The organism is Achromobacter deleyi (assembly GCF_016127315.1).
Classification (GTDB): Bacteria; Pseudomonadota; Gammaproteobacteria; order Burkholderiales; family Burkholderiaceae_B; genus Achromobacter; species Achromobacter insuavis_A.
In genome coordinates this window covers 843,890-857,744 of sequence record NZ_CP065997.1, presented here as the reverse complement: position 1 = coordinate 857,744, position 13,855 = coordinate 843,890, and the positions used below count along the sequence as shown (strand labels likewise).

11 protein-coding genes are annotated in these 13,855 nt (G+C 67.7%); 6 read left to right on the top strand and 5 right to left on the bottom strand.

Annotated elements, in window-relative coordinates; translation table 11 throughout:
- Nucleotides 1–149 precede the first annotated feature (149 nt).
- Together tyrS and I6I07_RS03830 are read left to right on the top strand one after the other, a co-directional pair.
- Nucleotides 150–1,379, top strand: a complete 1,230-nt coding sequence (gene tyrS, locus I6I07_RS03835) for a tyrosine--tRNA ligase (RefSeq protein ID WP_198485699.1) — start codon at nt 150–152, stop codon at nt 1,377–1,379.
- A 72-nt stretch (nt 1,380–1,451) separates the two neighbouring features.
- Nucleotides 1,452–2,108 (top strand): YbhB/YbcL family Raf kinase inhibitor-like protein, encoded by a 657-nt coding sequence (locus I6I07_RS03830; protein WP_198485698.1) that lies wholly within the window; start codon nt 1,452–1,454, stop codon nt 2,106–2,108.
- 78 nt (nt 2,109–2,186) lie between these two features.
- Here I6I07_RS03830 and I6I07_RS03825 read toward each other — a convergent pair whose 3' ends face one another.
- Nucleotides 2,187–2,825: a LysE family translocator gene (locus I6I07_RS03825; RefSeq protein ID WP_198485697.1), complete on the bottom strand. Its 639-nt coding sequence runs from the start codon at nt 2,823–2,825 to the stop codon at nt 2,187–2,189.
- A gap of 205 nt (nt 2,826–3,030) precedes the next feature.
- On the opposite strand from I6I07_RS03825, the gene glyA reads away from it, so the two are divergent.
- From glyA to nrdR, 3 genes are all read left to right on the top strand, one after another.
- Nucleotides 3,031–4,281 (top strand): serine hydroxymethyltransferase, encoded by a 1,251-nt coding sequence (glyA, locus tag I6I07_RS03820; RefSeq protein WP_006392797.1) that lies wholly within the window; start codon nt 3,031–3,033, stop codon nt 4,279–4,281.
- A gap of 392 nt (nt 4,282–4,673) precedes the next feature.
- The gene (locus I6I07_RS03815) at nt 4,674–5,816 is read left to right on the top strand and encodes a hypothetical protein (protein ID WP_198485696.1); all 1,143 of its coding nucleotides are present in this window, start codon (nt 4,674–4,676) and stop codon (nt 5,814–5,816) included.
- 150 nt (nt 5,817–5,966) lie between these two features.
- Nucleotides 5,967–6,446 carry a transcriptional regulator NrdR gene (nrdR, locus tag I6I07_RS03810; protein ID WP_006392798.1) on the top strand — a complete coding sequence of 160 codons (480 nt, stop codon included), beginning with the start codon at nt 5,967–5,969 and terminating at the stop codon, nt 6,444–6,446.
- Between the two features lie 22 nt (nt 6,447–6,468).
- Here the strand turns inward: nrdR and I6I07_RS03805 are convergent, their stop codons facing one another.
- Nucleotides 6,469–7,428: a GlxA family transcriptional regulator gene (locus I6I07_RS03805; protein ID WP_198485695.1), complete on the bottom strand. Its 960-nt coding sequence runs from the start codon at nt 7,426–7,428 to the stop codon at nt 6,469–6,471.
- Nucleotides 7,429–7,439: 11 nt separating this feature from the next.
- On the bottom strand, nt 7,440–8,009 hold the full coding sequence (locus I6I07_RS03800; protein ID WP_198485694.1) for a cysteine hydrolase family protein: 570 nt from the start codon (nt 8,007–8,009) through the stop codon (nt 7,440–7,442).
- Nucleotides 8,010–8,201: 192 nt separating this feature from the next.
- On the opposite strand from I6I07_RS03800, the gene ribD reads away from it, so the two are divergent.
- Complete coding sequence (gene ribD / locus I6I07_RS03795) at nt 8,202–9,371, top strand: bifunctional diaminohydroxyphosphoribosylaminopyrimidine deaminase/5-amino-6-(5-phosphoribosylamino)uracil reductase RibD (protein ID WP_198487419.1); 1,170 nt, start codon at nt 8,202–8,204, stop codon at nt 9,369–9,371.
- A gap of 20 nt (nt 9,372–9,391) precedes the next feature.
- Here the strand turns inward: ribD and I6I07_RS03790 are convergent, their stop codons facing one another.
- Together I6I07_RS03790 and I6I07_RS03785 are read right to left on the bottom strand one after the other, a co-directional pair.
- Entirely contained in the window at nt 9,392–11,890 is a 2,499-nt protein-coding gene (locus I6I07_RS03790; RefSeq protein ID WP_198485693.1) for a hypothetical protein, read from the bottom strand.
- Nucleotides 11,877–13,070 carry a DUF3142 domain-containing protein gene (locus I6I07_RS03785; protein WP_198485692.1) on the bottom strand — a complete coding sequence of 398 codons (1,194 nt, stop codon included), beginning with the start codon at nt 13,068–13,070 and terminating at the stop codon, nt 11,877–11,879. Before I6I07_RS03785 ends, I6I07_RS03790 begins: the two co-directional genes overlap by 14 nt.
- Between the last annotated feature and the right edge of the window lie 785 nt (nt 13,071–13,855).

Genomic DNA, 13,855 nt, shown 5'->3' with positions numbered 1-13,855 from the left:
GAACAGCGGGTGACCGGTGCGCAACTGCGTATATATGACAGTTGCGTATGATTAGGGCGGTATCCTAGCTGATTCGGCTAGAATTTTCGATAGTTTTCGTCACTTTTTACACCTTTTTATCGGCTGAAGCCGTCGCGGCCCCCCCAAAAATGTCATCTTCAGAAGCCCCCATCACCCCCGAAGTCGAAGCCGATCTGCGTATTGCCAAGCGCGGATGCGATGAACTGCTGGTCGAATCCGAATTCGCCCGCAAGCTGGCCCGCAGCCGCGCCACCGGCGTGCCGCTGCGGATCAAGCTGGGGCTGGATCCGACCGCGCCGGACATCCACCTGGGCCACACCGTCGTGCTCAACAAGATGCGCCAGTTGCAGGACCTGGGCCACGAGGTCATCTTCCTGATCGGCGACTTCACCTCGACCATCGGCGACCCCAGCGGCCGCAACAGCACCCGTCCGCCGCTGACGCGCGAACAGATCGAGGCCAACGCCAAGACCTACTATGCGCAGGCCAGCCTGGTGCTGGATCCGGCCCGCACCGAGATCCGTTACAACTCCGAGTGGTGCGACCCGCTGGGCGCCCGCGGCATGATCCAGCTGGCGTCGCGCTATACCGTGGCGCGCATGATGGAACGCGAGGATTTCACCAAGCGCTTCAAGGGCGGCATCCCGATCTCGGTGCATGAATTCCTGTACCCGCTGATGCAGGGTTACGACTCGGTGGCGCTGAAGTCCGATCTGGAGCTGGGGGGCACCGATCAGAAGTTCAACTTGCTGGTCGGCCGCGAGCTGCAGAAGGAGTATGGCCAGGAGCCGCAGTGCATCCTGACGATGCCGCTGCTGGTCGGCACCGACGGCGTCGAGAAGATGTCCAAGTCCAAGGGCAACTACATCGGCATTTCGGAGTCGCCCGATTCGATGTTCGGCAAGCTGATGTCGATTTCCGACACGCTGATGTGGCGTTACTTCGAGCTGCTGTCGTTCCGCTCGCTGGAAGACATCGCCGCGCTGCGCCAGGAGATCGAGGGCGGCCGCAATCCGCGCGACGCCAAGGTCATGCTGGCCCAGGAAATCATCGCCCGCTTCCATTCCGCCAAGGCGGCCGACGACGCGCTGGCCACGTTCGAGGCGCGTTTCCGCGACGGCGCGATTCCGGAAGACATGCCCGAGGTCAGCATCGGCGGCGCGCCGGTCGGCATCCTCAAGCTGCTGCGCGAAGCGGGGCTGGTGGCATCGGGTTCCGAGGCGCAGCGCAACGTCGAACAGGGCGGGGTGCGGGTCAATGGCGACCGGGTGGAAGACAAATCGTTGCAACTGCCGGCAGGGACTTACGTCGTCCAGGTGGGCAAGCGCAAGTTCGCGCGTGTTAAGTTGAACCCATAATCGCGAAGATTTTGATACGCTGGAGGGACGTTCAAGGCTGGAATGCCTTCGCAGCACTTCAAGGAGCACGACATGAAACTTTCGAGTTTGTCTTTTTCCGATCACGAGTCGATTCCGGAGCGCTACGCCTTCGGCAAGATCGATGCGCAATCGCACGTCGCGCTGGCTGACAACTTCAACCCGCAGTTTTCCTGGGACGACGTCCCGGCGGGTACGCAGTCGTTCGCCTTGATCTGCCACGACCCGGACGTTCCCTCCAAGCCCGACGACGTCAACCAGGAGGGCCGCGAGGTGCCGGCCGACCTGCCGCGGGTGGATTTCTTCCACTGGGTGCTGGTGGACCTGGCCGCCGACATGCGCGACATCGACGAAGGCGCCTTTTCCAGCGGCATCACGCCGCGCGGCAAGGGCGGCCCGCTGGCGCCGCTGGATGCCCGCCAGGGCATCAACTCGTACTCGTCCTGGTTCGCCAACGACCACGACATGAGCGGCGACTACTTCGGCTATGACGGCCCGTGCCCGCCCTGGAACGACGCGCTGGTGCATCGCTACGTCTTCACGCTGTACGCGCTGGACGTCCACACGCTGAACCTGCAGGGGGCGTTCACCGGCGAGGACGCGCTGCGCGCCATCCAGAAGCACGTGTTGGCGCAGGCGTCGCTGACGGGCACCTACACGCTCAACCCGGCGCTGGCGCCCAAGCAGATCGGCGCAACCTCGGCGTCCTGATCGCCGCGATCAGCAAAAAGGGCCGCATCAATGCGGCCCTTTTTTATTTCCGGCACATTCGCCCGACGCGCCGCGCCCTCAGGCGCCAGCGCGCTTCAGGCGCAGCAATGCCACGCCGAAGGCGACGAATACCGAGCCCACCGCCCGGTTGATCCAGCGCACCGCGCGCGGCTGCTGGAACAGGCGGCGGGCGCGGCGCGCCAGCAGGCCGTAGGCCAGCAGCGAGGGCAGCGACAGGCCCATGAAGATGCCGGTCAGGATGAAGAACTGCGGCAGCAGCGGTTCGGCCGCGTTCAGGAACTGCGGGAACAGCGCGGTGAAGAACAGGATGGGCTTGGGATTCAGGCCGGCCACGAAGGCCGCTTCGAGGTACAGCGCCAGCGCGCCGCGCGGCGGGCGGCCCAGGCTGTCCGGCGGCGGCGCGGCCACGCTGCTGCGGCCCAGCAGGTGGCGCAGGCCCAGGTAGATCAGGTAGGCGGCGCCGGCGATCTTGAGGGCGGCGAACAGCAGGGCGGACGATTGCAGCACCACGCCCAGGCCCAGCATGGCGGCGGCGGACAGCAGGAACAGGCCGGTGACGTTGCCCAGCGACGACGGCAGCACCGCGCGCAGGCCGCCGGCGGCGCCATTGCGCATGGCCAGGATGCTGGCCGGGCCGGGGGTGACGACGCTGACGGCGGCGACCAGGGTGTACGCAATCAAAGTCTGGGTTTGCATGAAAGTTTCTCAAGTCGGGTTGAGAGCGTTTTCCAGCCACGCAGGGATGCCGGAATTTTCGCGCCCTTGGCGGTAATTTTGCCGCCATTCGGGGCATTTTGGCGACAGGGGAAGCGGCGGTACGCGGTAAACTATTCGTCATTATCCGGGTTTACCCACCCGGGCGCAGTTTCCTCCTCTCTTACCGCCTCAGGAACCCCCCGTCATGTTTGACCGCAACCTCACCCTCTCCAAGGCTGACCCGGACGTCTGGGCCGCCATCCAGAAGGAAGACGTTCGCCAAGAGCAGCACATCGAGCTGATCGCTTCGGAGAACTATGCCAGCCCGGCCGTCATGGAAGCCCAGGGCACGCAGCTCACGAACAAGTACGCCGAAGGCTACCCGGGCAAGCGCTACTACGGCGGTTGCGAATACGTCGACGTGGTCGAGCAGCTGGCCATCGACCGCCTGAAGCAGATCTTCGGCGCCGAAGCCGCCAACGTGCAGCCCAACTCGGGTTCGCAGGCCAACCAGGGCGTGTACATGGCCGTCCTGAAGCCGGGCGACACCGTGCTGGGCATGAGCCTGGCCGAAGGCGGCCACCTGACGCACGGCGCGTCGGTCAACGCCTCGGGCAAGCTGTACAACTTCATCTCGTACGGCCTGGACGAAAACGAAGTCCTGAACTACGCCCAGGTCGAGCAACTGGCCAAGGAACACAAGCCCAAGCTGATCGTCGCCGGCGCCTCGGCCTACGCCCTGCACATCGACTTCGAGCGCATGGCCCGCATCGCCCACGACAACGGCGCGCTGTTCATGGTCGACATCGCCCACTACGCCGGCCTGGTCGCCGGTGGCGCGTACCCCAACCCGGTGCCGCACGCCGACTTCGTCACCTCGACCACGCACAAGTCGCTGCGCGGCCCGCGCGGCGGCGTCATCATGATGAAGGCCGAGTACGAGAAGATCATCAACTCGGCCATCTTCCCCGGCATCCAGGGCGGTCCGCTGATGCACGTCATCGCCGGCAAGGCGGTGGCCTTCAAGGAAGCGCTGGAACCCGAATTCAAGACCTACGCGCAGCAAGTGGTCAAGAACGCCAAGGTGCTGGCCGACACGCTGGTCAAGCGTGGCCTGCGCATTGTCTCGGGCCGCACCGAAAGCCACGTCATGCTGGTGGACCTGCGCTCCAAGGGCATCACGGGCAAGGAAGCCGAAGCCGTGCTGGGCCAGGCCCACATCACGGTCAACAAGAACGCCATCCCGAACGATCCGGAAAAGCCCTTCGTGACCAGCGGCATCCGCCTGGGCACCCCGGCCATGACCACCCGCGGCTTCACCGAAGCCGAGGCCGAGCTGACCGCCAACCTGATCGCCGACGTGCTGGACAACCCGCGCGACGAAGCCAACATCGCCGCCGTGCGCGCCAAGGTCAACGAACTGACCGCGCGCCTGCCGGTGTACGGCAAGAAGTGATGCGACGGCGGATTCTTTCCGCCCGCATGTGACACGGACGGCTCCGCAAGGGGCCGTCCTTTTGTTTTCCGGGCCGGTGCCCCCGCCGGCGCGGTTTCGCACCCCCGTTCAGGCCTTCATTACCCCCCCGATTTGGTAATCCCTCCTATGGCTGAACGGCAAAAGCCGGGCTCGGCCGACCTATATTCAGAGTCGCTTCGGGCGCCATCGCTCGATCCATTTTCCGCCTCCACCGAGCGCCGTCCGACGCTGCCAACCGACACGGCCCTGGATCAGGGGCCGTGTCGGTTGCCTTGCCCGCAGTCCTCGCCACGGCATGCAACGCCCCTTTTCTTGAAATGGCAACGAACCTCCAACCTATCGGGCAACGGCCATGTTCCCGAGAAGACGGCATGACTGAACGGACACGATTTGCGCGCCGAGGCCGCTCGGGCGCGCTGATGGCAGGGCTGCTCATCGCCTGCGCGTTGCTGATCCCGGCGACAGCGCTAGGCGATGAATGTCATTCCGTCATGGGGTCTGCCGGCACCGTGCAATTCCATCTGCCGCCCTCGGTGAGTTTCGCCTTGAGCAAAATCCCCCCGGAAGGCACGGTCCTCTATCGAAGCCAACCCTACGCCGTAGATTACTTATGCACCTATACGTCAGGCCCGGCCAAGAATCAGCCCATGCTCACGACGCTTGGGGACTTTACCCCGCTGAGAAACGCCCTGAGGGATTCCGGCCTGGCCCTGGATATCATCGTCGACGGCAATGAGGCCAATCCCTGGTCTCCCAAGGCATTGGAGTCCGTCGCACAGGTCTTCCCCGAATTCTTTCCGATCGGCGTCCCGTTTGACAGAACCCTGCCCGCCGATCAGCAACGGCCGCAGCACGCCACAATCGTCCTGCGGCTGAGCGTGAAAAGCAGGAAGGTCAATCCGGGGCGCTACCCGGTGCCCGGAACCACGATGATCAAGCTGATCTCCGACTTCACCGGCACAGGCAACCCGGGCATCTTCCTGACCACCAGCTCCACGCGGCTGCAGTACATCCCCGATGCCTGCATCGGCGACGTCGGCGTGGACAATCTGGTTCAGTTCGACCGCGTGGTCGCGACCGCCGGCTATATGGGAACCTTGCCGCAGCAGCGGCCCTTCAATGTCACCGCGCGGATCAATCCCTCCTGCTCGACCGGCAGCCTCACGACGGCCAGACCGGGGGAGGGACCCGATCAAGAGTTCTACCTGCCGCTCACGGCGACATTCACGCCGATGGGCACGGAGCGTCTCTCCAGCGATGGGCGCTTCATCTTCCTGCGCAACGAGGAAGGCCAGGAAAACGGCCTGCAAATGCAGATCACCGATCCCGCTGGCCAGCCGGTCATTCTGAACCAGGCCGTCGTTCCCCCGAAAGGCAACTTCGGCGCGTTGCATGGCAGCACCTTGTCATTGCGTAATACCTACGCCGCCGAATTGTCGCCAACGGGTAGCGCCGATGGCATGAAACTCGGCAAGTTCACCACCCAGGTCATGGTGAACGTACGGTTTGAATGAGGGGGCGCTCCGTTCCGATGTGCCGCGGCGCTGCGGAGAAAATGTCCGTCGCGTGCGCAGGGACGAATTTGGCCCCTCCTGACACCGATACACTGCCACATCGTTACAATATCGCTGAATTATTGCTTTCCGTGTTTTCAGGGATCACACATGCGGTGTCCATTTTGCGGCAATTCCGAAACGCAGGTCGTCGACAGCCGTGTCTCGGAAGAGGGCGATGCGATCCGCCGCCGGCGTCGCTGCCAATCCTGTGACAAGCGCTTTACCACCTACGAGCGGGTGGAGCTGGCGCTGCCTTCCGTGGTCAAGCGCAATGGCAGCCGCAGCGACTACGATCCCGCCAAGCTGCGCGCCAGCCTGAGCCTGGCGCTGCGCAAGCGTCCGGTCAGCACCGAGGACGTGGACGCGGCCGTGGCCCGCATCGAGGAACAGCTGCTGGCCAGCGGCCTGCGCGAAGTGGCCTCCGGGCACATCGGCGAACTGGTCATGAACGAGCTGCGCAAGCTCGACAAGGTGGCCTACGTGCGCTTCGCCTCGGTCTACAAGAGCTTCGAGGACATCGGCGAATTCGTCGAGGCGATCCGCGAGATGCAGGGACCAGTGCTGCCCGGCAAGCTGCGCAAGGAATGAGGCCGCGGCGCGGCCCGGCGCGTTAAAGCGCCACCGACCGCGCCATGCTGGGCGTCTGCGGCTGGAACCGGCGCCACACGCGGCGCAGGTGCTGGGCCGAGCCGAAGCCGGATTTCTCCGCCACCAACTCCAGGTTCAAGCGGGTTTCGCGCAGCATGTCGCGCGCCAGCGCGACGCGTATCTGATACAGGTAGTCCATCGGAGTGCAGCCGGCATGCTCGCGGAACAGCCGCGTCAGGTGGCGGGCGCTGGTGTGGGCCTGCTCGGCCAGCGATTGCGCCGACCAGGGCGCCGCGGGGTTGCGCACCACCGCGTCCTGCACCCGGTGCACGCCCGGATGCATGTGGTTGCGGTGCTCCAGCCAGGGCGACAGCGCCGAGTCGGTGCCGGCGCGGCGCTGGTATACCACCATGTCGCGCGCCACCTCGCTGGCCACGCGCGGGCCGCAATGGCGCGCCACCATGTGCAGCGCCAGGTCGATGCCGGCGGTGATGCCGGCGCTGCTGACCAGGTTGCCGTCTTCCACGAAGATGCGGTTGTCGTGCAGCCTGGCGCTGGGATCCAGGTCGGCCAGCTGCGCCAGGCAGCTGTGGTGCGTGGTGCAGTCGCGCTGGCGCGTCAGGCCGGCCGCGGCGGCGAACAGGGCGCCGGCGCAGACGGTCATCAGTGTGAAGCCGTCGGCCGGATGGCGCGCCGCCAGCCAGTCGATGATGAGGCGGGCCTCGGGCTCATCCAGGCGGATGTGCTTGCCGACCACGCCGGACACGATCACCAGCGCCTCAGGCGGCAGTTTCTCGGGCAGCGGCTGGATCCGGGCCAGGTGCAGGCCGGGAATGCCACTTTCGACTTCGGTCGACGGGCCGCAGAAATGCTGCGAGAAGGCGTCCGGGCACAGCTTGTTGGCGCCCCGGAACGCCTCGGCCGGCCCGGCCACGTCGAGCAGCACGATTCCCCGGGGCAACACGAAGTGCACGGGAATCATGGTCGGTTGCCTTATTGCGCGTCGGCGAAGACGTCGGCGGCGCGGGCGATGCGGGCGAAGCGGCCCTGCAGGACCAGTTCGGTGGCGTCGCGGATCTCGGCCGGCGTGTAGTGCTTGCCGGACGGGCTCTGCATCGCGAAGGTCAGCGTGGCGTCGGTCGGGAACACCACCTTGAAGCCGTCGTCGCTGGCGTGGCGGGTGGTGGTCTCGCAGCACTGTTCGGTGCGGATGCCGCTGACGATGACGCCTTCGATGCCGTGCTTGCGCAGCCAGTCCTGCAGCGTGGCGCCGTCGGCGTCCTTGGCGTAGAGCGAGGAATGCACGGTCTTGTGGAACACGGCGTCGGGGGTGATGCGCAGTTCCTTCAGCGTCTTGACGTGGCCGGAGGCCAGCGAAAACGGGTTGGCCGGGTCGTTGGCGGCGCTGATGTGGAACACTTGCAGCACCGGGATGTCGCGGGCGCGGGCGGCGTCGATCAGGCCCTGCAGTTGCGAGACGAATGCCGGGTATTCCGATTCGTCCCAAAACGGACGCTGGCGGAAGGAATCCTGGACGTCGATGACGATCAATGCTTGTTTCATGGCGGCGGGCTCCGTGCCGTGGGATTTCAGGAGGTACGTGGCGTATTGTGGGCCTGCCCCGGCTCCCGGGCGAGGCCGTCTCCAGACCTGCATCGGCCCAAAACGGACATGCATTTCGGGCCACCTCGGCCATCATAGCGCCAGCGGGCGCGGCGTGCCGTGGGCCCGTCTCGGACATACAATTTGGCCATGATGATGAATTCCAGCCCGACCCCCGGCCAAGCCGATGACCTGTCCTGGATGCGGCGCGCCCTGGCCCTGGCGCAGACCGTGATGTATTCGACCGCGCCCAACCCCCGGGTGGGCTGCGTGATCGTGCGCGATGGCCGCGTGCTGGGCGAGGGCGCGACCCAGCCGCCCGGCGGCCCGCATGCCGAAGTCTGCGCGCTGCGCGATGCCCAGGCGCGCGGCGAATCGGTGGCAGGCGCCACCGTCTACGTCACGCTGGAGCCTTGCAGCCATTTCGGCCGCACGCCGCCCTGCGTGGATGCGCTGCTGGCGGCCGCGCCGGCGCGCGTGGTGGTGGCGATCGGCGACCCCAATCCGCTGGTCAACGGCAAGGGCCTGGCGCGGCTGCGCGAGGCCGGCATCGCCGTCACCACCGGCATCTGCCGCGAAGAGGCGCTGGCGCTGAACGCCGGCTTCATCTCGCGCATGAGCCGCGGGCTGCCCTGGACCTGGCTCAAGATGGCGGCGTCGCTGGACGGCCGCAGCGCGTTGCACAACGGCCTGTCGCAATGGATCACCGGCCCCGAGGCGCGCGCCGACGGCCATCGCTGGCGCGCCCGCAGCTGCGTGGTGCTGACCGGCATCGGCACCGTGCTCAAGGACGATCCGCAATTGACCGTGCGCAGCGTCCAGACGCCGCGCCAGCCGCGCCGGGCGGTGGTCGACGGCCGCTTCGAGATTCCCGAGGACGCGCGCCTGTTCGACGGCGGCGAGGTCATCGTGTTCACGGCCCGCGCCGACGCCGCCAAGCAGGCGCGGCTGGAGGCCAGGAACGTGCGCGTGGTGGCGCTGCCCGCCGAGACGCCCGACCGGGTCGACCTGCCGGCGATGATGCGCTGGTTCGCCGCGCAGCAGTTCAACGAAGTCCACGTCGAGGCCGGCGCCGGCCTGAGCGGCGCGCTGGTCGCGGCCGGCTGCATCGACGAACTGCTTATCTATATGGCGCCAATGCTGCTGGGCGATGCCGCCGGCGTGGTCAAGCTGCCCATGCTGGAACGGCTGGATGCCGCCCCGCGCTACGAATTCATCGAGGCCGAGCGGGTGGCGGCCGACCTGCGCCTGCGCGCCCGGGTGCCCGAGCACTGGCGAGGGTTGCTGCGGCGGGTCGAGTTGCCCGCCGCCGGGACGCCGTAGCGCCCGTGCGGGGCGCCTTTTTACGCCAACGGATCCTGGCGCTTCTTGCCGTTGCCGGCCGGCGCGCCATTGCGCCAGGCCCACAGGCCGGCGCCGAGCGCCGCCAGCGCCAGCAGGCCGACGGCCAGCAATATGCCCGGATGCTGCTTGCGCGCCCGTTCCCAGGCCTTCCATGCCTGGATGTAGTGAAAGCGCGAGGCCGACTGGAAATCCGGTTCCGGGCATTCGCGGCCGAAGCTGCCGCTGAAGGGCACCTGGGCCCCCTGGTCCACGTAACGCAGATAGATGGCGGTGGCCCGTTCCGGCGTGTCGTCGATGACGTAGCGGGCGCCGCGGCAGAGCGTGGCCGCGAATGCCTGCGAGCGGGTCGGCAGTTCGTCGGCCGCCTTCATCGCGTAGTCGGCGGCGATCTGGCGGTAGTGATAGCGCACGTTGGGCCGCGCCTCGCTGGCCGCGTAGCGCACGCGTTCTTCCTGGGTCACGAAGGGGCCGGGCAGGTCCGCCTCGGCGCGCTGCTGCGGGGTGTCCATCGGCACGCCGGCATCGGCGCGGGCCTCGCGCCACCAGGGGTTGGCGTCGCGGCCGGCGCCGGCCGAATAGTTGCCCTCGTAGACGGCGTAGTCCGGTCCCTGTTCGTAGCCCATGATGCGCATGCCGTCGCGGCGCGCGAGCTTGGCGGCGGCGTACCAGGCCTCGGCGCGCGTGGTGCGGCCCCACGCGTTGCCGGCGGCCTGCAGCGCGTCGCCATACTGCGCGGCGCGCTGGCGGAGATCGGACTCCCGGATCGTCCAGTTGCCGTCGTCGTAGTCGAGCGTGGCGAAGCGCGGATCGGAATCCGCGGGGAAGTACGGCAAGGCCTCGGCCACCCGGCTTTCCCGCACCAGCCGGCGCGCCAGCAGCTGGCGCAGGCGGTCATGGACGGGCGGCTGGTTCAGGCGGCTCCATTCATAGAACTGGTCGGTCGTGTAGCGGCTGAAGCCCGGCGGCCGCGACGGCGCGGGCGGGGGCGGCGGCAGTCGGTCGACATAGGCCTTGAGTTCTTCGGTCGTCAGCACGCGTTCGGCCACGTAGGCCGCGTCGTTCCAATAAGGCGAGAGCGGCCAGCCTTCTTCGGGCGGGGGCGCGCCGTCGCCCGCCACGGCGGCCCGGTACAACTGGTCGAGGGCTTCGACGTATTGGCCGCGCGACAGCGACAGCACGCCCTGTTCGCCCTTGAGCAGCGCGCCGGCTTGCGCCTCGACGCTGCCGTCACCGCGCGGGAACGCATCCACCGCGCGGGCGTAGGCCTGGGCGGCCAGTTCGTTGTCGCCGCGGCGGATCGCCAGCTTGGCGCGCACCCACCAGGCCAGCGCCGTGTCGAGCCGGTCGGCCAGTCCTTGCGCCAGGTCGTAGCGGCCGACGCGGTAGGCCAGCGCCGCGACCCGGTCGGCATCCACGATCCGCTGCGGATCCTGCGTCTGCAGCGCGGCCACCAGCGATTGCAGCGCGGGGTTGGGCGTGATGTTGGGCGTGCCATCGGCGGCATCGGCCAGGCTCAGCCGGCCGGTGGCCTCGAAGTTGGCGAAGGGGTCGCGCGCGCTGTCGGGCTTGCCGTCGACGATGTCGCCCAGCCGGGCCAGGCCGTACGCCACCAGCAGGCGCTGGCTGACCGGGTCGTCGATCAGGCGGATGGCGCGCGTCGGCGACGCCAACGCCCAGTCGGCCATCAGGCGCAAGGATTCGCGGCCGCTGATCGAATCGCGCGCGGCCTGGGCGGCATACAGGCGCACGGCCCGCTGCAGGTCGGCCGGCGCGATCGCATCCATGCAGGGCGAGGCGTTGAACAGGTCTTCGTAGGCGCATTGGCCCAGGCTGCCGGACAGCGACAGGCGCGCTTGCTGGCCGTAGCTGGCGACGGCCAGGCCCAAGGGGTCGGGCGCGCCTTGCCGCGCCAGTTCGCGCACGCGGGCATAGGCTTGCGCCGGGTGATCCGTCGCCGGCGTGGTTCCGATGTCCCCGATTTCGGCCAGCAGGTAGGCGGCCCAGACGCTGCGGGTTGCGGCCTGTTCCGCCGGCAGCGCCAGGATGGCCAGCAGGCGCTGGCGCGCGCGTTCCAGGCGCGGTTCGTCCGGCGCCTGGGCGGCGCTGCGGTAGTCCACCGCGGCGGCGGCATAGAGGCGCGCGGCTTCCGGCAGGCCGTCGCCGGCGGCGTAGGCCTGGTCGCCGTCGGGACGGGCGCGCATCGCCCGCGCTTGTTGCCGTTGCGCCGGCGTCAGCGTCGCGTCGAACGCTTCGGGGATGGCGTCGGAGCGGTATGTGCCGTCCGGCAGCAGCGGCGATTCGTTGGCCCGCAGCGCGTCCGTGGCCGGCATCAGCCGCGCCGCTTCGTAGGCGAACGAGTTGGCGGGCGTGCCCTGCAGCGTGCCGGCGCGGTCGTCCAGCAACTGCGGCGGGAAGTCCGGGCCGCAGGCGATGACGATGCCGGCGCCGGCGGCGCAGGCCAGCGCCAGCGCGGCGGCAAGCGATTTACGGTTGTACATGGAAGCTCGGGGTTGCGGAGTCACAGCGGATCCATCCAATGGCGCGTTCGGCGCCGGCGCGCAGCAAGCCATCCTGCGCGCGGCGAAGATACCTGCCATCGCGATCGTATTCAAGGGTGTAGCCGTTGATGCCGTCGGCGGCGCTGCAAGTGGCGTCGAGCCGCACGGTGAACGGGAGCGCGGTGTCGGCGTTGCCGCGGTTGGCCAGCCGCACGTCGCGCGCGCCGCCGGCGCCGGGCGCGGCGGCGGTAACCTCCAGCTTCGGCGTCAGCGGCTGGCGCGCCAGCACGGCGCGCCAGGTTGGCAGGCTCCAGGCGCGCGTGTCGGCCTGGGTCGGCAGGCGGAACCAGACGATGCCGCTCAGCCCCGACGGGCGATCGCGATCGAGCGTCGCGACAAAGGCCGCCATGGCATCGGGCGTGACCAGCAGCTCGGCCGAGCGGCCGCCCGGCATCAACGCCGGGCGTTCGCTTTCGACCGCGGCGATCCGGCCATGCTCGTCCCACGCGACGCGGCTGCCATACGAAGGCAGCGCCACGCGCCAGGGTTTGGCGGCATGGCGCGCGTAGGCATCGAGCCAGGCGCGGGCCCGCTTGGCGTCGAACAGGCCTTGCGTGGGGTTCTGCACGGCGTGGACCTGCAGCACGGTTTCGTCCGGCACCGCCAGCAACGCCGGCAGCGCGGGGCTGTCGAGCCAGGTGGGCAGGGCGGTGATCGACAACGGCAGGCTGGCGCCGAGGCGGGTCTTCAGCGTCGCCAGCAAGGCGGCATAGGCCGGCAGCTTCGAGGTGGCGCAGTCGTAATCGATTTCCAGGCCGGCCAGCGTGACGCCGGCCTGGCGCCAGGCCGCCAGCGCGGCGGCGGCGCGATCGGCGATGTCGGCGTCGCGCAGCTCGTTGACGCGGCCATCCAGCCGCAACACCAGCACCACGGGCCGTTGCGATGCGGCCAGCGCGGCCAGGTCGGGCGCCGCGTCGAACCAGGCGCCGTCGGCGCGCAGTTCGGCCGACAGAACCCGCCATGAGCGCACGGCATCCGCGCCCTCGGCCAGCGCGCTGACCAGCGCGGGCGTCCACTGCCGTTGCCACACATAGGCATCGTTGGGCAGGGGCGGCGAGGCGCGTTCGCATGCGGCCAGCAACAGCACGCCGCACACGGCCGCCAGACGCCGCCAACGCATCGGCGCGCGGACAATGCGGAGCCCTTGCATGATGGGGCGCGGGCGGGGCGGCATGATCGGACGGACGGTGTTTGAAAGCGGTGGCGTGCGCGGTGTCGCGGGATGCGTGATTCTATCCTTGACGCCGCAAGGGGTATTAGCACTCTCGATGCCTGGCTGCCAACAATCCGCGCGATAGCCGTGGACCATCGGCCGCATAGCGTTTGCCCGCGCGGCTCGCGGCGTGATGGCAGCAAGTTTGGGAGCGATTCCTGCATGGCCGCGTCGAAGCATCCGACAGCTTTTTTTTACCGCGTGTGCACAAATGAATTGCCACAAAACCGTCAATTGGGCTTAAGCTAGGTCATGACTTGGCGCTACGCGCGCATGGCTTGCTCCACGACCCGCCACGCGCCCTCGTCACCACGGATTCCAGTGTCGCGTACCGGCGCTTTTCACAAACCGAACCGACACGTTGCTGAACGCAGTCGCCTTGCGCCGTTCAGACCGTTCGCTGCCATCGCATAGCGAACGCACCGGACTTGCGTCCGGATCATAAGAATCCACCGGGATATCTCATCCCTTCAAATCATTGCTGACCATTTCGTGCGTGGCTGCGTCATGCGCCCGTTCTACAGCGATATGCTGAAGGCGAACGAGTGAACTTATTCACGTTGGTTGCAATCCCTGACGGAACTTGTGTCTGCAGGGTGCAGCCTAAACGGAAAGGGCCCGATCGTGCTCTTGGTTGATGTGTGGCGAAAGCAACATACGACCGTGCCGAGATTGCTAATAGCGAGATTGAC